We start from the raw sequence: 18,874 nt of genomic DNA, 5'->3' as shown, positions 1-18,874 counted from the left end.
GCCCGCGATGACCCGCGACCCGCAGCCGCAGCCACAGCCGGGCGACAGCCTCGTGTACACCTCGCCCGAGCCGGCGTCCGCGTTCTCCGACCCGATGCCCGGTTTGCCGGAGGCGGCGCCACCGGTGCCGGCGCCCGTCCCGGAGACCGTGCAGCTGCGGGTGCCCGCGCAGGGAGGGCCGGTCGAGCCGCCGTATCCGGTGTTCCCGGCGCCGCCCGCCCCGCCCGGCAGGACGTCGTTCGCGGCGCGGGCCAAGCCGGTGCTGGGGGCGGCCAGGGCGGGGTGGCGGCGGGTTTCCGCCCTGCTGATCTGGGCGGTGAAGGTGGCCGTCCGGCTGGTCGCCGCGGTGTTGCTGGTGCACGCCGCCTTCTCCATCTTCAAGGCGAACACCGCCAACGTCTGGTACCAGGTGATCGACTCATGGGCGGGCACCATGTCGCTGGGCCTGACGGGCCTGTTCGACCTGCCGGACGCCCGCTGGGAGGCGCTGGTCAACCACGGCCTGGCCGCCGCCGTCTGGCTGGTCGCCGGGTCGGTGGCGGCGGGGCTGCTCCGCCGGATCACGCCATGACCACGGTAGCCGCCGCCGGCGCCGCGCTCGCCCGGTGGCGCCTGCTGCCCGCCGCGCTGGCGGTGGCCACCGTACTTCTCGGCGGTGTGGCCGCGCTGGCGGCGACGAAAGCACACGACCTCCGCAACACGACCACGACCCGGAACACGGCCATGACGGATCAGACCCTGACCAGCCAGGTCAAGAGCCAGATCACCGACGCGGTGAACACGGTCTTCTCCTACGATCACGCAGACGTCGGCAAGACCGAGCAGGCGGCGCGGGAGCTGCTGACGGGCGAGGCCGTCCAGCAGTACCACGGCATCTTCGGCCTGGTGCGCGAGCAGGCGCAGGCCAACAAGCTCGTGCTGACGACCACGGTGACCGACAGCGGCGTCACGCTGCTGGAGGGCAACCGGGCGCGGCTGCTCATCTTCGCCGATCAGCACAGCACCACGACGGAGGCGGGCAAGGCGTCCTACGCCCCGGCCATGTTCGCGGTGGGAGCGGTGCTCGAAGGAGATCGATGGAAGATCTCGAACATAGACACGTTTTGAGCAAGGCATGCACCCTGGTGCGCCTGCACGCTATCGTGATGCCCGGTAAGACGGGGGCAAACGTTCAGTAATTGCACATACGGGGTGGGTGACGGATGCTGCGCAAGCTCCGAGGCGACCGCGTCACCGCTGTCATCGCCGCGATCGTGGCCGGTGGCCTCGTCGTCGCGGCCGCGGTGTTCGGCGTCGGCGTGTCGAGCGCCAATCCGAAGCTGGCCGACGTGGGCGCATGGCTGTGGACCAAGGTACGAGGCAAGATCGTCCACGTCAATGGCCTGTCCGGCGAGGTGGACGGCTACCTGGACGACAAGGCGGGCCGTCCCCTGCGCATCGTCCAGGAGGGCCAGACGGTGCTGCTCGTGGACGACCGCAGCGGCGTCGTCAGCCGGATCGAGCCCAGCCAGCTCAGCGTCGCCGAGACCCGTGACTTCGGCGCCGCCGGGATGCAGCTCGTGGTCTCCGGCCAGACGGCGTACGCGGTCGACCCCAAGGGCCGGGTCCAGCGCATCGACCCCGTCACCCTGAACTCCGTCGGCCAGCCGATCGACCTGCCCGGCCCGCTGGGTCCCGCCCGCATCGACGGCGGCGGCCAGTTGTGGGTGCCGGTCCCGGCCAAGGGCGAGGTCGCGACCGTCGCGAACGGCGTCGCCGCGCAGACGGTCAAGGCCGGCGAGCCCGGCGAGGAGCTCGCGGTGACGATCGCCGGCGGCCGTCCGGTGATCGTCAACACCCGGGCCGCCACCGCCGTGGTGATCGGCTCCGACGGCGGCGCGGGCGAGATCCTGCTGCCCAAGGGCGTCGCCCAGGCGGAGAAGGGCGGCGTGCTCACCCCGCCGATGAGCGAGGGCTCGCTGGTGCCCATCCTCGTGCCCGGCCCCGACGGGCTGCTCGTCGTGATCGACACCTCCTCCAACGCCGTGCAGACCACCAAGCTCGAGGCGGCCAAACCGGACGCGCTGGGCGTGCCGCAGGTGCTCGGCACCAAGGTGTACGTCCCGGACAGCACGACCGGCGGCCTCATCGTCTGGGACAGCGCCGCCGGCGGCCGTCCCACCACGATCCAGGTGGCCGACGAGCCGGGCCCGATCGAGATGTTCGTCAAGGACGGCCTGCTGTGGGCCAACGACGAGAACGGCGACAAGGCCGTCGTCGTCGACCCCGAAGGCCGCAAGCACGGCGTCGACAAGGACGACACCGACGTCCCCGGGCCCACCAGCACCCCGAAGCCCAAGCAGACGCCCAAGCCCGACCCCACCAACACGGGCCGCCAGCCCGACCCGATTCGGACGCAGGCGCCGGAGGAGCCCGAGGAGACCGGCACGCCGGAGGAGCCCGTGGCGCCGACGACCAAGAAGCCGACGAAGAAGCCGGACCCGACGACCACCCCGACTCCCACGCCGACCCCGACGCCGACGCCGACCCCCACCCCGACGCCCACGCCGACCCCGAGCCCGCCGGGCAAGCCCGGCTCGGTCAGCGCCAGGTCGGGACCCGGGAAGATCGACATCACCTTCAGCGCCTCCGACGGCGGCAAGCCCGACCGCTACACGCTCAAGGTCAGCGGTGGCGGCGGCGACGTGAAGCCCGCCTCCGTGGACGCCGGCGGGCCGTTCCAGTTCGAGTTCACCGGCGGCGACTGCAGCCGGGAGTACTCCTTCACCGTCGTGGCCCACTGGAAGGGCGGCGAGGTCGCCTCCGAGCCGAGCGCCGGAGTGAAGCCCTGCGTGGCGCCCGGCGCGCCGCGCAACTTCGCCGCCAAGGCCAAGAACCGCGGCGCCGAGCTGTCCTGGGACGCGCCCGCCAACGCCGGCGAGGGCACCACCTATGTGCTGACCGGCGCCAAGTCCGACGGCAACATCAGCGGCACCTCGTTCAACGTGGAGGGGCTGCAGAACAACAAGCAGCACGAGTTCAAGCTCAAGGCGAAGAACGCGGCGGGGGAGAGCCAGGACGTGGCCTCGGCCACGGCGGACCTCGCCTACCCGCGCCAGCAGTACCAGAACGTCAGCAACGAGGACACCAACACCATCATCCGCCCGGGGCCCTCGAAGAACGGGGAGGCGGGGAAGATCCCGCAGAAGCAGTACATCACGCTCACGGTCATCTGCCAGGTGAAGGGTGAGCCATACACCGACACGTCCAACGGGAACTCCAGCGACATCTGGAACCGGATCGAGTCGTCGGCCGGCAACGGATACCTCAACGACACGCTGGTGGGCACGCCCAAGGGGGGCTTCCCGGCGGGACCGCTGTTCGAATGCACGGACTGAGAAGGGGACTCAGCTGTGAGCCACTACAACGTGGAAGAGACCGCCCAGCCGTACCAGCCGCAACAGCTCGCCATGCAGTTCGCCCAGCGCTTCCAGCTGCTCGCGGGCAACATCGAGCGGGTCATCCGCGGCAAGCACGAGGCCGTCGAACTGGCGCTGATCTGCCTGTTCGCCGAGGGGCACCTGCTCATCGAGGACGTGCCGGGCACCGGCAAGACCACGCTGGCCCGCTCGATCGCCGCCAGCGTGGACGCCGAGTGGCGGCGCATCCAGTTCACGCCCGACCTGCTGCCCAGTGACATCACCGGCGTGTCGATCTTCAACCAGGCGTACCAGAAGTTCGAGTTCCACCGGGGGCCGGTCTTCGCGAACATCGTGCTGGCCGACGAGATCAACCGCGCCTCGCCCAAGACGCAGTCGGCGCTGCTGGAGGTCATGGAGGAGCGGCGGGTCACCGTCGACTCCGAGCCGCACGAGGTGCCCCGGCCGTTCCTCGTCGTGGCCACCCAGAACCCCGTGGACATGGACGGCACCTACCCGCTGCCGGAGGCCCAGCTCGACCGCTTCCTCATGCAGATCTCCGTCGGCTACCCCGACCACGCCGCCGAGGTCGAGGTGCTCAAGGGCATGCCGTCCGGCCCCCAGGTCGAGCGGCTGCCCGTCGTCGCCCGCGCCTCCGACGTGGCCGGGATGATCGACTTCGCCACCCGCATCCACGTGGCCGATCCGGTCTACGACTACATCGTGGCGCTCTGCGGGGCCACCAGGACCCACCCGGCGCTCCGCCTCGGTGCCAGCCCCCGAGGCAGCCTCGCCCTTCTGCGCGCCGCCCGGGTCAAGGCCGCCGCGGCGGGACGGCACTTCGTGGTGCCCGAAGACGTGAAGGCGCTGGCCGTACCCGTGATTGCGCATCGGCTCATCCGCACGCCCGACGCCGAGCTGCGCGAGATCACGGCGGCGCAGGTGCTCGGCGAGATCCTCGCCGGGATGCCGTTGCCCCAGGCGGCCTGACCGTGCTGACCCCGCTCGGCTGGGGGACGCTCGCCGGATCGATCCTCCTGTACACGGCCGGGTTCCTCCTCGGCTACACCGAACCGGTGATCCTGGCCACCGGCGGCCTGCTCGCCCTGGGCGCGGCAATGGCCTGGACCGCGCCCAAGCCCCGCCTGGAGGTCAGCCGCGAGCTGACGCCGCTGAAGGTGCCGCGCGAGGAGGCCGCCGTGGCCGTCCTCAACGTGCGCAACCTCGGCCGCTGGGCGCTGAACGGCGTGCGCGCCCACGACCGCATCGACGCCGCCGACCACACCGTGGACCTGCCCCGCCTGCCGCGCAACGGCGCCCGCATGGTCTCGTACTCGCTGCCCACGTCCGTCCGCGGCGAGATCCCCGTCGGTCCCCTGCGCCTCGTGCGCGCCGACCCGCTCGGCCTCACCCGCCGGGTCCGCTCGTACGGCGCGGCCGCCACGCTGCTGGTGCGCCCCCGGACCGTGCCCCTGCCCGTGCCCCCGTCCGGCCGCGCCCACCACCTGGAGGGCCCCACCAGCGACAACGCGCCCAGCGGCACCGCCACCTTCCACACCCTGCGCGAGTACGTCGTCGGCGACGACCTGCGCCACGTCCACTGGAAGTCCAGCGCCCGCACCGGCACGCTGATGGTCCGCCAGCTCATCGACGCCAGCCTGCCCACCACGACCGTCGTCCTCGACACCCGCGACCTGACCGAACCCGCCGTGGACGCCGCCGCCTCCGTCGCCGTGGCCGCCGCCCGCGCGGGGTTCCCCGTCCGGGTGCTGACCGGCGACGGCCCGCTGGCGGAGACCAAGTCCGACCCCGAACTGCTGCTGGACCGGCTCGCCCTGGTACGCGCCGGGGCCGCCGGCGTCACCGAGGCCATCCGGCTGGCCGGGGGCGGGGGGTCGCTGGTCGTGGTGACCGCGGATCCGGCCGAGGTCGGGCGGTGTGCGGGAGTGCGGCGGCGGTTCGACCGGGTCGTCTGCGTGTACCTGGGCCACGGGCGGCCGGCGACGCCTGGCGTCACCGTGGTTCCGATGCCCGATCTCGACGCGCTCGCCCAGTCCTGGAGTTTCCGATGAGCCCTGCTTACCCGGCGTCGCCTCATGGAGCCGGTGACGCGGCGGGTGCGCCTTGGGGCGGGGGCGGGCCGGCGGGGGTTGCTGAAGGTGGTCCGGGGGTTGCCGGGAGTGGTGCCGGGGTTGGCGCGGTACCGGCGGGGGTCGCCGGGAGTGGTCCGGGGGTTGCCGCGGGATTGCCTGGGTCGGGCGACGGGGTTGGTCAGGGTCGGAGGGGCAGGCGCCGGCGGCCGGCCACAGCTGCCGGGAGCGCGCCGGACCTGGTCGGGCTTCGGAACTCGCCGGGTCTGGCAGGGCCGGGGAGTGTGTCGGATGGGGCCGGGGCGGCGGGTCCGGGTGATGCCGGCCGGGGTGTGCGCAGTCCGCTGACGTGGCGGTTGGTGACGGCGCTGCTTGTTGTGGCCGTGCTGACCGGGGTGGCCGGGTGGGGGTGTCACCGGGTGTTCCCCACGCAGCCGCTGCTGCAGGTGCTGGCGCCGGCGGCGCTGGTCCCCGTGGTGGTCGCGCTGCTTGCCAGGAACCGGCCGCTGTGGCTGGCACTCCTGGTCAACGTCGCGTTGTGGTTCGCCGCCACGGTCCCGATCTACAAGGGGCTCGCGCCCGGCCTGGTGAAGGATCTGGCCAACGCGTGGCAGGCGCTGCTCACCACGCTGCTCCCGGCCCAGCCGGAGCCGCGGCTGCTGGTCCTGGTGCACACGGTGGTGTGGCTGGCGTCGCTGGTCGGGGCGGAGATCGTCACCCGTACCACGACCAGGGCGGCCGCGGCGCTCCCCGCGGTGGCCGCGTTCGGGGTGGCGCTGCTGCTCGGGGTGGACGGCGAGGGATCGAACCTGCCGGTGGCCGCGGCGCTGGTCGTGCTGGTCGCCGCTCTGGCGCTGGTGCGCGACGGGCGCCCGGCGCGCTGGCTGCTGGCCGGGCTGCCCGCCGCCGGCCTCCTCGCGGGGGCGGCGCTGGTATTCGGGCCGCTGCTGCCGATCGCGGCCGAGCCGTACAACCCGAGGTCCGACGCCGAGCTGCCACCGCCGGTACGGGTGGACAGCGTCAGCCCGCTCGACCGCGTCACCGCCTGGCTGCAGGCGCCGGATCGGCCGCTGTTCACCGTGAAGGCCGACAAACCGGCCAACTGGCGGCTGGCCGTACTGGACAGGTACGACGGGGTGCGCTGGACGTCGAGCGCGCGCTTCCAGCCGACGGGCGGGCGGGTGCCGGCCGGCGAGTGGACGGGCGCGGCGGAGACGGTACGGCAGCGCGTCACCGTGGACGGGCTGCCCGGCACCTGGCTGCCCGCGGCCGAACGGCCCGAGTCGGTCACCGGCGTGCCGGGGCTGGCCGTGGACCCGGGCAGCGGGGCTTTGCTGGCCGCCGAGCCGCCGGGCAAGGGGTTCGGTTACGAGGTGAGTTCGCGGGTGGCGCGGCCGTCCAAGGAGGAGTTGCTGGCGGCGGTGCCGGTCAAGGACGCGGCGCTGACGGCCTTCCCGGCGGGGCCGCAGGAGGCGAAGTTCCGCAAGCTGGCGCAGCAGGCGGTCAAGGGGGCCGACGAGCCGATCAAGCAGGCGTACCGGCTGCAGAAGTATCTGCGGACCAGCGCCGCCTACGACATCACCGCGCCGCCGGGGCACTCGCTGAAGGGGCTGGAGTTCTTCCTGGAGACCACGCATCGGGGCACGTCGGAGCAGTTCGCCTCGGCGTTCGCGCTGATGGCGCGGACGCTGGGGCTGCCGTCGCGGGTCGTCGTGGGGTTCCGGCCGGGGGCGCAGTCGGGCGGGGTGCATCAGGTCAAGTCCGGAGATGTCATGGCTTGGGCGGAGATTCAGTTCGAGGGGCTGGGCTGGCGGCCGTTCTACCCCACGCCCGGGCGGAGCGGGGCCAAGGACGACCATGAGGTGGTGTCCTCGGCCATCGAGGAGAGCGAGCGGCTGGAAGGGGAGTTCACGCAGGGCGGCGCCAACAAGCCGAAACCGTCGGCCAAGCCGTCCCCGGCAGGGGGCCGCGAGCCGGGGGAGGGGGCGCCGCTGTGGGTGATCGTCCCTGCCGCGGCGGCCGGGGTGCTGGTGGTCTACGCGGTGGTGGCCATGGCGCTGCCGTGGTGGCGGCGGCGCCGCAGGCGTTCGGCTCCGGGCGCGGAGGGCCGGGTGCTCGGGGCGTGGCAGCAGACCTGCGACGACCTGGGGCTGAGGGACAACCGGGCGCTGACGGCCGAGGAGGTCGTGGAGCGGCATCCTGCTGCCATCTCCCAGCATCTGCGGCCTCTTGCGGATATTTCCAACTACGTGCGCTATGCCCCGGACGGCGTGGCCGACCAGGCCGCCGACGAGGCTTGGCGCCGCAGCGACGCCGTCCGCGCAGAGGTACGGCGGAGCACCCCGCTCAAACGGCGCGTCCGGCGCCGCCTGCTGTTGCGCTGAGCAGGCGTCAAGCTGGACCGGACGGGGCTGAGCCGGGCCAGATGCGGGTTCGAGGTGGCTGAGCGGGTCTGGGAGGATCGCGGGATGCGGAGCGTCGAGGCCCAATTGCTGCACCGGCCGCCGGGGTCCGGGACCGGGGAGGCGGTGCGCCATCTGCTGGCCGTACAGGCTCAGGACGTGACTGCCGCGCAGCTCGCCCTGCGCGCCCGATCGGCCACCGTGACCCGGGCGGAGATCGACGCGGCGGTGGAGCGGCGGGAGATCGTGCGGGCCTGGGGGCCGCGCGGCACGCTGCACTACATCCACCACGACGACCTGCCCTGGCTCCTGCCGCTGACCAGCGCACGGCTGGGGTCGATGACGCGGCTGGCGCAGGAAGGGGTGACGGGTGACGATCTGCTGTCGCTGATCGAGCGCGCCCTCGCCGGGCAGGGGCCGCTGACCAAGTCCGAGCTGGAACGCCGCCTCGCGGGACGGGCTCGCGGGCAGGGGATTGTCCACCTGGCCGGGCTGGCCGCCGCGCACGGGCTGGCCGTACTGGGGCCTTCGCGGGACGGGAAGCCCACCTACGTGCACACCGCCGACTGGCTGGGCGCGCCGATCGTCTTCGAGCCCGATCGCGAGCGGGCGCTCGCCGAACTGGCCGTCCGGTACCGGCGTGCGCACGTGCCGGCGACGGCCGAGGATCTGGCCGCGTGGTCGGGGGTGCCGTTGGGGGAGGCACGGCTGGCGTGGGGGACACCGCTGGCGTCGGGGGCGCGGCCGCAGTGGGAGGCACAGCTGGAGTGGGAGGTGTCGCCGGAGTGGAGGGCCGCCGGTCAGGAGGCGGCTGGGAGCCGTCCGGGCCTGGTCAGGCTGCTGCCCGCCTTCGACGAACTCCTGCTCGGGTGGAAGTCGCGCGACCCCATCCTGGCGCCCGACCATGCGCGCGCGGTGTTTCCCGGCGGCGGCATCCTGCGGCCCGCCGTACTCGTGAACGGACGGATTCGCGGCACCTGGTCACGCAAGGGCAGCGCCGCCGCCGTCGAGCTGTTCGAGGACGTCCCGGGGATCGCCGGCGCGCTGGCGGACGAGGTGGAGGATGTTCGCCGGTTCCTGGGCTAGGTGTCCTGTCCCCATCTGGGTGTGTTTCCATGGAACACGATCACCGGATCCCACGGGGAGGCTCGGGGGTGGACGTCGCTGTCGATGAGGTCGCGGGCCTGAGCGTGGCCGGACCCCGGCGCCGCCGGTGAAGGGGCGCGCGGCGGTTTCGGCCGGGCTCATGCTGGCGATGGCGCTGGCGGCCGTCGACGGCACGATCGTCGCCACCGCCGTGCCGTCGATCGTGCGGGACCTGGGGTCGTTCTCGCTGTTCCCGTGGGTGATCTCCGGATACATGCTGTCGCAGGCGGTGTGCACGCCGATCTACGGCCGCCTGTCCGACCTCTACGGGCGCAAGCCCATGCTGGCCGCCGGTATGACGATCTTCCTCGTGGGGTCGCTGCTCGCGGGGGCGGCCACGGGGATGCCCATGCTGATCGCGGCCCGGGTGGTTCAGGGGGTGGGCGCGGGGGCCATCCAGTCGATCGTGCAGGTGGTGGCGGCCGACCTGTACCCGCTGAAGGAGCGCGGGCGGATCAGCGCCCTGCTGTCATCGGTCTGGGGGATGTCAGCCCTCATCGGCCCGGCGATCGGCGGCCTGCTGTCGGAGCTGGTCTCCTGGCGGTGGATCTTCTACCTCAACCTCCCGCTCGGCGCCGCCGCCATCCTCGTCATCGTCGTCTTCCTGGACGAGCGCGTCGAACGCCGGAAGGTCCGCCTCGACCTCGTGGGCAGCCTGCTCCTGGCCACGGGCGTGGTCGCCGTCCTGCTCGGACTCCAGGACCTGCGCTGGTGGACCATCGCGGCGGGAGCCGCGGTCCTCGCCCTGTTCGCCCTGTGGGAGACGCGGGTCCCCGAACCCCTCATCCCGCCCTGGATCTGGCGCGACCGCTTCCTCCTCGGCTCCTTCCTCAGCAGCGCCGTCGTGGGCATGGTCCTGGCCGGGCCCACCGCCTACCTGCCGACGTACGCACAGGGCGTCCTGGGCGCGGGCGCGGTGGCCGCCGGGTTCGCGCTGGCCGTCCAGTCGATCGGCTGGCCTCTGTCGGTCAGCCTGTCCGCCCGTCTCTACATGCGGTACGGCTTCCGCGACACCGCCCTGACCGGCCTGTCGCTGATCGCGGTCTCCTCCGTCCTCTTCACCCTGATGACCGCTTCGTCCCCGATCCTGTATGCCGGGATCTGCGCCTTCATCAACGGCGCCGGCCTGGGCCTGGTCTCGGTCTCCATGCTGGTCGGCGCCCAGAACCAGGTCGGCTGGGACCGCCGCGGTGTGGTCACCGGCGGCGCGGTCTTCTTCCGCGTGGCGGGAAGCGCCCTGGGCACCACCATCCTCGCCGCCGTGGCCAACGCCACCCTCGCCACACGCCTGGACGGCCTCGCCTCCGTCGACACCGCCGCCCAGGCCCTGCAACGCGGCGGCCCTGACGCCGAGCCGGTCCGCCAGGCGTTGTCGGCCGCCGTGCACAACGTGTTCCTCGGCATGGTCGCCATGACCGTGCTGGGACTGGCGACCATCCTCATCATGCCCCGCAGGACGCCCTGACCCCGCTCGTCCCGGTCAGCGCTCGGTGACGGGCGGCCGGGCGGTGGTGCCGTCCGGAGGGGTGGTGATGTCCGGCACGGCGCCTTCCGGGGTGCCGCCGTCGGGGGTCAGTCCGTACGGCGAGGCGCCACCTGGGCGGGCTCCGCGGATACAGATCGGCTTGGACCAGGCGACCTTCGTCTTCTCCGAGATCTGCAGCGGGACGCCGACCACGAAGCAGTAGCCCGTGCCCTTGGTGAGCCCGGTCAGGCGGGTGGACGTGGTGCCCGCCGGCAGCGCGGTCAGCGGCTGGCCGTCGGAGGGCTCGCGCTGCACCACGATCGGGTACTTACGGGCGTTCGCCGGAAGGTTCCAGCGCAGGGTGACCGAGATGCCGTTGTCGGAGATGACCTTGAGCGTACGGGGGCGCAGCGCGTCCACGGTCTTGTCGTCGACGGCCGGGGTGCTGGGGTCTTGCTTCTTCTGCTGCTGCGCCTGCTGAGTACGGTCGGCCGCCTGCGGGGTCTGCTGCCGGCCCCGCGTCAGGTACACCGCCAGGCCCACTCCCGCCAGCACCACCGTCACCACGACCACACCGGCCACAAGCTTGCCCAGGCCGGCGCCTTCGGAAGCCGCCCGCCGCCTGCGCCCACCGGCCGGCGCCCGCCCGCTTCCGGGGGCACCTGAAGGCGAGCCGGCCATCCCGGCTTGGGCACCGGGCATCCCGGCTTGGCCGGCTCCCGTCCCAGCGTGGGCACCGGCCATGCCGGGCTGAGCGCCGGCCATGCCGGGCTGAGCGTGGGGCGTACCGGCGTGAGCGTGGGGCGTACCGGCGTGAGAGCCGGCCATCCCGCCTTGCGGGGCGCCTGGCTCAGTCTGACCTCCGCCAACTCCGGCCTGGGCGCCCGGACCGGGCTGGCCGCCTCCGGCAGGTGGTTGTCCTGGGTGGTACGCCTGCGCGGGGGGTGAGGGGGCGGAGAGTTCCCATGCCTGGCTGTCCGGCACGTATGGCGGTTCGGAGGGTGCTCTCCCTGGGCCGGATGGGGGATAACCGCCCTGGTAGGGCCCGAAGTTGGGGAACCCGGCCGGAGGCTCGCCTGTGTGGGGGGCCCACTCGTCCACCGGACGTCCGCTGCCTGCGCGCGAGTACCCGGCGTCCGGGTAGCCCCCGCCCGGGTGACCCGAGGCCGCATGCCCTGGTTCGGCGCGCCCACCTGTGCCTGTGTGTCCTGTGCCTGTGTGTGCTGTGCTGGGGTGGCCTGTGCTCGCGTCCGCCCCGGGCTGCTCTGCGCTGGGATGACCACCCATGGGCTGACCAATCCCGGACTGACCGGCCTGAGACAGTCCACCTCCGGTCTGACCGACCGGGGGCTGATCACCTTCGGTCTGACCGGCCTGAGACGGTCCACCTCCGGTCTGACCGACTCCGGTCTGACCGACTCCGGTCTGACCGACTCCGGTCTGACCGACTCCGGTCTGACCGACTCCGGTCTGACCGACTCCGGTCTGACCGACTCCGGTCTGACCGACTCCGGTCTGACCAACCCCGGTCTGACCGACTCCGGTCTGACCAACCCCGGTCTGACCAACCCCGGTCTGACCGCCTGCAGGCCGTCCCGTACCCGAATGCGCCTGGTTGCCATGTGTGCCCGCCGCCTCCGGCGCCCACGGGCTGATCGGTCCCCCGGTGCCCTCGGGCAAGACGGCCCCGGTACCCGGATACGTTCCACTCCACGGCCCAGCGGCGGCCGGTGGGAAGGCCGGGTACTGGGCGGGGCCGTTGGGGTTGGCCGGGGCGGTTTCCGGATAGGCGGCCGGAGGCGCGGTGGAGGAGGCGGAGGGCGGGGGAGCGGGTGCGGCGGGGCCGGTGGAGTCGGTCCCCAGCAGGTCGGTGACCGGAAGGCCGAGTTCGGCCTGGACTTCCCGGAGGCGCTCGGCGAACGCGCGGGCCGTGCCGTACCGGCTCTGGGGGTTCTTGGACATGGCCTTGAGGACCACGGACACGACCACCCCGGGCACGTCGGCGCGGTTGATCGGCGGCGGCTCGGAGCTCAGCACGCGGAACATGAGCGGCGCGATCGACGGGTCGGTGGCGCTGTGGAAGGCGGGCTGGCCGGCCAGCAGGTGGTAGAGGGTGGAGCCGAGTGAGTAGATGTCGGTGGCGGCGGTGTGCGGCTGGCCGCTCAGGACCTCCGGGGCGGCGTGCAGCGGGGTGAAGGCGTGGGTGGCGGCGGAGATCTCGGCGGTGTCGATGACGCGGGCGACCCCGAAGTCGGCGATGGCGGGCTCGCCGTACCGGGAGATGAGGATGTTCTGGGGTTTGATGTCGCCGTGCAGCACCCCGGCCTCGTGGACGGCGGCCAAGGCGCCGGCCAGCTTGACGCCCGAGCGGAGGACCTCCTGCAGGGGGAGCGGGCCCTGGGTGCGGATGCGGTCGCGCAGGGAGCCGTTCTCGAAGTAGTCCATGGCGATGTACGGCTTGCCGGTGCGCGTGGTGCCGGTGTCGAAGACGGTGACCACGTTGGGGTGGCCGGTCAGGCGGCCGGTGAGCTGGAGTTCGCGCTGGAACCGGCGCATCGTCTTGTTGTCGACCCGGTCCACGGACAGCACCTTGAGCGCCACGACCCGGTCGAGGCGCTCCTGGTAGGCCCGGTAGACGATGGCGAATCCGCCCTGTCCGGCCTGATCGAGTATTCGATAGCCGGGGGCGTCCTCGACGTGCTGCACGATGCTTCCCCCTTGTCACGGGCGAGTTTAGTGGGGAATTTCGGCACTAGGCCGGGCATAGGTGCATTTGTGATGAGTCCGCCGCGAGGGTTAGAACGGGGACATCAAGTAGGCCCCGCCGACCGCCGAGGCGCCCGCGACCACCAGGAAGAAGAAGACGTAGAAGCCCCCGGGCAGCACCGTCAGCCTGGCCAGCTGGTCGGCGTCGGAGTTGGCCGCCTGCCTGCGGCGGCGCTTGCGCTGCAGCTCGATGATCGGGCGCACCCCGCCGAACAGCAGGAACCACACCGCCATGTAGGCCACGGCCTGCTGCACCTCGTCCGGCGCGTACATCGACAGCGCGAACAGCGCCCCGCCCGTGGCCAGCAGGATGAGCGCGCCATACAGGTTGCGGATCAGCAGCAGCATGCAGACCAGGAACAGCAGCACGGTCCAGATCAGCAGCGTGATCCGCCCCTGGTCGGTCAGCCACGCCCCGGCCAGCCCGAGCAGCGACGGCGCGAGGTAACCGGCCAGCGCGGTCAGGACCATGCCGGGGCCGGTCGGCCTCCCCCTGGTCAGGGTGACGCCGGAGGTGTCGGAGTGGAGGCGGATGCCTTCGAGCTTGCGCCGGGTGAGCAGCGCCATCAGCGCGTGCCCGCCCTCGTGCGCGATCGTGACCAGGCCGCGCGTGAGGTGCCAGGAGGTGGTGTAGCCCACGACGACGAGCGCGACGAGCGCCGACACCGCGACCACCCAGGGCTCGGGGGCGGGCTGGACCTTCACGAGCTGGGCCAGGAACTTCTCCATCGAGACAAGACCCTATCCGGGTAAAGTCCTCGGCGTGGTCACAGAACTTCATTCTGATGTGGAGGTGCCCGCCTGGCTGGCCGCCCGCGGGCTGCCCGGGCTGATCGACATCCACGTCCACTTCCTGCCCGACCGGATGCAACGCCGCGTCTGGCACCACTTCAACCACGGCGGCCCGCTGCTCGGCAACGGCTGGAAGGTCGAGTACCAGTGGCCCGTCGAGCAGCGCCTGGCTCGGCTGCGCGAGATGGGCGTCACCCGCTTCACCGCCCTGGCCTACGCCCACAAACCCGGCATGGCCGCCGACCTGAACACCTGGACGCTCGACTTCGCCCGCCGTACCCCGGAATGCGTCCCCTCCGCGACCTTCTACCCCGAGCCGGACGCCCCGTCCTATGTACGGCGGGCCATCGAGGCCGGCGCCCGGGTCTTCAAGATCCACCTGCAGGTGGGCGGGTTCGACCCGCGTCTGCCCGAGCTCGACCCGATCTGGGGCCTGCTGGCCGAGGCGGGGATCCCGGTGGTCACGCACGCCAGCTCCGTCCCCGTGCCCGGCGGCTGCGTCGGGCCGGAGCCCGTCGCCGGGCTGCTGCGCCGCCACCCGCGCCTGCGGCTGGTCGTCGCCCACCTGGGCATGCCCGAGTACGAGCCGTTCTTCGAGCTGGCCGAGCGCTACGAGCGGGTCGCGCTGGACACCACGATGGCCTTCACCGACTTCTCCGAGCTCGGCATGCCCTTCCCCGCCGCGCTCCGGCCCGCGCTGCGTGAACTCGGCCTGGCCGGGAAGGTCGTGCTGGGTAGCGATTTCCCGAATATTCCACACCCGTACGCCCACCAGCTGCAGGCCCTCGACCGGCTGGAACTCGGGGACGAATGGGTCCGGGCCGTGTGCTGGCGCAACGGATCGGACATGGTCTGATAGGGGGGTGAACGATCGGCACGTGGCGCTGGTCCGCGCCTTCTTCGAAGCGCTCGCCCGCAGGGACCTCGCGGTCATGGAGCGTTGCTACCATCCGGACGTGAGCTTCGGCGACCCCGTCTTCCAGGAGATCGAGGGACGCGACCGGGTGATGGCGATGTGGCGGCTCCGGCTCGGCGTCCGCGACGGTCTCCACGCGGACTTCGGTGACGTGGCCGCCGACGAGCACACCGGCACCGCCAGGTGGACGGCCCGCTACGCCTTCGGCAGGACCGGCCGCCGGGTCGTCGACGAGATCGACTCGTTGTTCCGCTTCGAGGACGACCTCATCGTCCGCCACCACGACGACTACGACTTCAGGCGCTGGTCGAAGATGGCCCTCGGCAAGCCCGCCGGCGTGCTGTTCGGCTGGACGCCGATGTTCCGCAAGACGATCAGGGACCGGGCCCACCAGGCGCTCGACGAGGCGTCCTGAAACGAGGCGTCCTGAGACGAGACGTCCTGAGAGGAAGTGAGCGCATGGCCCGCATCAGGGGCTTCTTGAACAGCAGCAGAACCCGCGAGCAGGCGCCGGAGACCTCCATGGACCCCCGAGCCGTGGAGGAGGAGGCCCCCTACCGCCCCACGGTCATCGACAACGCCATCTACCAGGACGGCGAGCGCGTCGACAACCCCGGCTCCCTCGCCGACGCCTTCGAGCGCCTCAAGGAGATGCCGGGCAGCATGGCCTGGATCGGCCTGTACCGCCCGAAGGAGTGGGAGCTGGTCAAACTCGGCGAGGAGTTCGAGCTGCACGAGCTCGCCCTCGAGGACGCCATCGTCGGCTCCCAGCGCCCCAAGGCCGACCGCTACGGCGACACGCTCTTCGTCGTGCTGCGCGCCGCCCGCTACCTCGACGACGTCGAGGAGGTCGCCTTCGGCGAACTGCACGTCTTCGTCGGCGCCAACTTCGTGATCACGGTACGGCACGCCGAGGCCCCCGACCTCCAGGCCGTGCGCAAACGCATGGAATCGGACCCCGATCTGCTCCGCCAGGGCCCTCAGGCGGTGCTGTACGCCATCCTCGACGCCGTGGTCGACGGCTACGCCCCCGTCGTGGCCGGGCTCCAGATGGACCTGGAGCAGATCGAGGCCCAGGTCTTCAGCGGCGACCCGGCCGTCTCCCGGCGCGTCTACGAGCTCAGCGGCGAGGTCATCGAGTTCCAGCGGGCCACCGCCCCGCTGCTGTCCATGCTGGACGGCTTCATCGCCGGCGCCGCCAAGTACGGCGTCAACGAGGAGCTCCAGAGTTACCTGCGCGACGTCGCCGACCACGCGATCACGGTCACGGAGCGGGTGTCGGCCTTCCGGCAGATGCTCCAGGACATCCTGGTCATCAACTCCACCCTCGTCACCCAGGCCCAGAACGAGGAGATGGCCAAGATGACCGAGGCCAGCATCCGGCAGGGCGAGGAGGTCAAGAAGATCTCCGCGTGGGCGGCCATTCTGTTCGCGCCCACGCTGGTCGGGACCATCTACGGCATGAACTTCGACTTCATGCCGGAGACGCACTGGTCGCTCGGCTACCCCTTCGCCGTCGTGCTCATGGCCGCGGTCTGCCTGATCCTCTACGTCGTCTTCAAACGGCGCGACTGGCTCTGAGCCTGCGCGAAGAGCCCGGTCAGCCGAGCAGCTTGCGGGCCGCCGCCTCGATCTCCTCTTCCGACAGCAGCACGTGGGCGGCCGCGTCGCCCAGCGGGATGAAGCTGTCGCTGGAGGTCGCCCGCGCCACGTCCCCGGTGAATCCGGCGTCGATCAGCTCCGCCAGGATGCCCTCCGAGACGCCCCCGGAGCGGCGGGTCTCGTCGGCGATCAGCACCTTCCCGGTCAGCTCGGCCGCGCGCAGGAGGTCCTCGACGGGCAGCGGCGCCAGCCAGCGCAGGTCGAGCACCCGGCAGCTGTAGCCCTCCTGGGTCAGGCGGACCGCCGCGCGCAGGCTCATCCGCAGCCCGTTGCCGTAGGTGACGATGGTGAGGTCGCGGCCGTCGCCGTACGAGCGAGCGCGCCCGATGGGGATGTGGGTCTCCGCCCAGCGGCTGGGCGGCGCGTAGGGGGCCAGCCAGCCGCCGTCGCCCTCGTCGAACAGGTCGCGGGTGTGGTATAGCGCGATCGGCTCCAGGAAGACGCAGAGGCTGCCCTGGGTCTGCGCCGCGGCCAGGCACGTGCGCAGCATCGCCGCGGCGTCGTCGGGGCGCGAGGGCGAGGCGATGACCAGGCCGGGGATGTCACGCAGCGCGGCGACGGCGTTGTCGTTGTGGAAGTGGCCGCCGAAGCCCTTCTGGTAGGCGTATCCGGCGACGCGCACCACCATCGGGTTGGTGTAGGCGCCACGGGAGAAGAAGGAGAGCGTGGCGCCCTCGCCGCGGATCTGGTCGAGGGCGTTGTGCAGGTAGGCGAGGTACTGGATCTCGGGCACCGGCAGCAGCCTGGACAGCCCCGAGCCGAGCGCGAGGCCGAGGATGGCCTGCTCGTCCAGCAGGGTGTCGAAGACGCGGGCGCCGCCGAAGCGCTTCTGCAGGCCGCGGGTGACGCCGTAGACGCCGCCCTTCCTGGCCACGTCCTCGCCGAAGACCATCATCTCGGGGTAGACGGTCAGCGCGTCGGCCAGCGTGCGGTTGATCGACTGCGCGAGCGTCATCGGCTTGTCGTGCTCGGGCAGCGCGCCGGCGAACGCCTTCTCGCGTACGGCGGGCTGGGCGGCCACCGGGCTGATCTTGGCGATGACGTCGGGCCGGCGCGGCGCGATCGGCTGCATGACCTCCTCGGCCGAGGTCAGGCGGGGGCTGCGCGTGGTCTCCAGGGCCATGCGCAGCACGTGCTCGCGCATGGCCTCGTACGACTTGAGCAGGTCGCCGGGCGTGGCCAGGCCCGCCTCGACGAGCATGGTGGCGGTGCGCAGCAGCGGATCGCGCTCGACGTCGGCGCGGATCTCGCGCTGGGTGCGGTAGGCGACCTCGACGTCGGAGCCGGCGTGGCCCATGAGCCGCACGGTGGACAGGTGCAGGATCGCGGGCGAGCGGTTGGCCCGCACGTGCGCGGCCGCGCGGGTGGCGGCGTCGTAGGCGGCGGCCAGGTCGCAGCCGTCGGCGGAGAAGTACTCGATGCCGGGGCGGCGCGCGGCCTGCTCGACCCAGCCCTTGGGGGTGCGCACGCTGATGCCGATGCCGTTGTCCTCGCAGACGAACAGGATCGGCATCGCCTGCCCCTGGTAGGTGGCGTAGGCGGCGGTGTTCAGCCCGGTCTGCGCGCTGGCGTGGTTGAGGGAGGCGTCGCCGAAGCTGCACACGGCGACCGCGTCCTCGGGCCAGGCGCCGGACACCCCGAGCGCGCGGGAACGTTCTATGGCGAAGGCCACGCCGACCGCCCTGGGCAGGTGGCTGGCGATGGTGGAGGTCTGCGGGATGATCGCCAGCTGCGGGTGGCCGAAAACCTTGTGCCGCCCGCCGGCGATGGGCTCCTCGGCCGCCGCGGTCAGGCCCATGAGCACGTCGCGGATGCCCTGCTCGGGCAGGCGGCCGGCCTGGGTGGAGCGGGTGAGGTAGAAGGCGCCGGAGCGGTAGTGCAGGAGGGCGGGGTCGCCGGGCCGCAGCGCGGCGGCCACCGCGGCGTTGCCCTCGTGCCCGGCCGAGCCGATGGTGTAGAACCCCTGATCCTGCTGGCGCAGCCAGCGGGCGGCGATGTCGAGCAGCCGGCTGTCGAGCTGACGGTGGAAGAGCTCGAGAGCGAGCCGGCCGGTCAGCGTGCTTCCCTCCCGGACCGGTGTCGACGGGTCCCGCGGGATGCCCGGCCTGAGGTCGGCTACGGCTTCGAGGAAGTGAGTCTCAACTGTGTCGCGCGCCACAAGCCCGATTATGCCCCCCAGCGGCCTCGTGAGGAGGTGACATGTTCTGGACCGGCGGCTTTGACAGAAATTCCTTACG

The 18,874-nt window shown here is 72.2% G+C and carries 14 protein-coding genes; 11 read left to right on the top strand and 3 right to left on the bottom strand.

Annotated elements, in window-relative coordinates:
• Window positions 1-7: 7 nt before the first annotated feature.
• The 8 genes from FVE25_RS07915 to FVE25_RS07880 all read left to right on the top strand — a co-directional run bounded on the left by FVE25_RS07915 (window position 8) and on the right by FVE25_RS07880 (window position 10,501).
• Window positions 8-571, top strand: coding sequence for a hypothetical protein (locus tag FVE25_RS07915; protein ID WP_157245778.1), 564 nt, complete (start codon window positions 8-10; stop codon window positions 569-571).
• Window positions 568-1,107 (top strand): hypothetical protein, encoded by a 540-nt coding sequence (locus tag FVE25_RS07910; RefSeq protein ID WP_157245777.1) that lies wholly within the window; start codon window positions 568-570, stop codon window positions 1,105-1,107. Before FVE25_RS07915 ends, FVE25_RS07910 begins: the two co-directional genes overlap by 4 nt.
• Window positions 1,108-1,202: 95 nt before the next feature.
• A complete protein-coding gene (locus FVE25_RS07905) occupies window positions 1,203-3,377 on the top strand; it encodes a fibronectin type III domain-containing protein (RefSeq protein WP_157245776.1) in 2,175 nt (724 codons plus the stop codon).
• A 15-nt stretch (window positions 3,378-3,392) separates the two neighbouring features.
• A complete protein-coding gene (locus tag FVE25_RS07900; protein WP_246266786.1) occupies window positions 3,393-4,388 on the top strand; it encodes an AAA family ATPase in 996 nt (331 codons plus the stop codon).
• Between the two features lie 2 nt (window positions 4,389-4,390).
• A complete protein-coding gene (locus FVE25_RS07895) occupies window positions 4,391-5,470 on the top strand; it encodes a DUF58 domain-containing protein (protein ID WP_157245775.1) in 1,080 nt (359 codons plus the stop codon).
• Between the two features lie 377 nt (window positions 5,471-5,847).
• A complete protein-coding gene (locus FVE25_RS07890) occupies window positions 5,848-7,872 on the top strand; it encodes a transglutaminase TgpA family protein (protein ID WP_157245774.1) in 2,025 nt (674 codons plus the stop codon).
• A gap of 84 nt (window positions 7,873-7,956) precedes the next feature.
• Complete coding sequence (locus FVE25_RS07885) at window positions 7,957-8,976, top strand: winged helix DNA-binding domain-containing protein (protein WP_157245773.1); 1,020 nt, start codon at window positions 7,957-7,959, stop codon at window positions 8,974-8,976.
• Between the two features lie 127 nt (window positions 8,977-9,103).
• Entirely contained in the window at window positions 9,104-10,501 is a 1,398-nt protein-coding gene (locus FVE25_RS07880; RefSeq protein ID WP_219825379.1) for an MFS transporter, read from the top strand.
• A gap of 15 nt (window positions 10,502-10,516) precedes the next feature.
• On the opposite strand, the gene FVE25_RS53740 is transcribed toward FVE25_RS07880, so the two are convergent.
• The gene (locus FVE25_RS53740) at window positions 10,517-13,207 is read right to left on the bottom strand and encodes a serine/threonine-protein kinase (RefSeq protein WP_181019499.1); all 2,691 of its coding nucleotides are present in this window, start codon (window positions 13,205-13,207) and stop codon (window positions 10,517-10,519) included.
• Window positions 13,208-13,297: 90 nt separating this feature from the next.
• A complete protein-coding gene (locus FVE25_RS07870; RefSeq protein ID WP_157245772.1) occupies window positions 13,298-13,996 on the bottom strand; it encodes a M50 family metallopeptidase in 699 nt (232 codons plus the stop codon).
• A gap of 34 nt (window positions 13,997-14,030) precedes the next feature.
• On the opposite strand from FVE25_RS07870, the gene FVE25_RS07865 reads away from it, so the two are divergent.
• From FVE25_RS07865 to FVE25_RS07855, 3 genes are read left to right on the top strand one after another with little or no spacing between them, the layout of a single operon-like run.
• Window positions 14,031-14,915: an amidohydrolase family protein gene (locus FVE25_RS07865; RefSeq protein WP_246266785.1), complete on the top strand. Its 885-nt coding sequence runs from the start codon at window positions 14,031-14,033 to the stop codon at window positions 14,913-14,915.
• A gap of 7 nt (window positions 14,916-14,922) precedes the next feature.
• Window positions 14,923-15,390 (top strand): nuclear transport factor 2 family protein, encoded by a 468-nt coding sequence (locus tag FVE25_RS07860; protein ID WP_246266784.1) that lies wholly within the window; start codon window positions 14,923-14,925, stop codon window positions 15,388-15,390.
• Window positions 15,391-15,434: 44 nt separating this feature from the next.
• Complete coding sequence (locus FVE25_RS07855) at window positions 15,435-16,556, top strand: magnesium and cobalt transport protein CorA (protein ID WP_157245771.1); 1,122 nt, start codon at window positions 15,435-15,437, stop codon at window positions 16,554-16,556.
• A gap of 19 nt (window positions 16,557-16,575) precedes the next feature.
• Here the strand turns inward: FVE25_RS07855 and FVE25_RS07850 are convergent, their stop codons facing one another.
• A complete protein-coding gene (locus tag FVE25_RS07850; RefSeq protein WP_157245770.1) occupies window positions 16,576-18,795 on the bottom strand; it encodes a thiamine pyrophosphate-dependent enzyme in 2,220 nt (739 codons plus the stop codon).
• Window positions 18,796-18,874: the final 79 nt, after the last annotated feature.

The sequence above is a fragment of the Nonomuraea typhae genome, from assembly GCF_009760925.1.
In the GTDB taxonomy this organism is placed as follows: Bacteria; Actinomycetota; Actinomycetes; order Streptosporangiales; family Streptosporangiaceae; genus Nonomuraea; species Nonomuraea typhae.
Note: the sequence above shows the minus strand (reverse complement) of the source record. Positions and strands in the feature narration are given on the sequence as shown.

Excerpts from the sequence above, each read along its gene's own strand:
- FVE25_RS07910 (WP_157245777.1), top strand. The coding sequence starts at position 568 with ATGACCACGGTAGCCGCCGCCGGCGCCGCGCTCGCCCGGTGGCGCCTG.
- FVE25_RS07870 (WP_157245772.1), bottom strand. The coding sequence starts at position 13,996 with ATGGAGAAGTTCCTGGCCCAGCTCGTGAAGGTCCAGCCCGCCCCCGAG.
- FVE25_RS07885 (WP_157245773.1), top strand. The coding sequence starts at position 7,957 with ATGCGGAGCGTCGAGGCCCAATTGCTGCACCGGCCGCCGGGGTCCGGG.
- FVE25_RS07855 (WP_157245771.1), top strand. The coding sequence starts at position 15,435 with ATGGCCCGCATCAGGGGCTTCTTGAACAGCAGCAGAACCCGCGAGCAG.
- FVE25_RS07915 (WP_157245778.1), top strand. The coding sequence starts at position 8 with ATGACCCGCGACCCGCAGCCGCAGCCACAGCCGGGCGACAGCCTCGTG.
- FVE25_RS07905 (WP_157245776.1), top strand. The coding sequence starts at position 1,203 with ATGCTGCGCAAGCTCCGAGGCGACCGCGTCACCGCTGTCATCGCCGCG.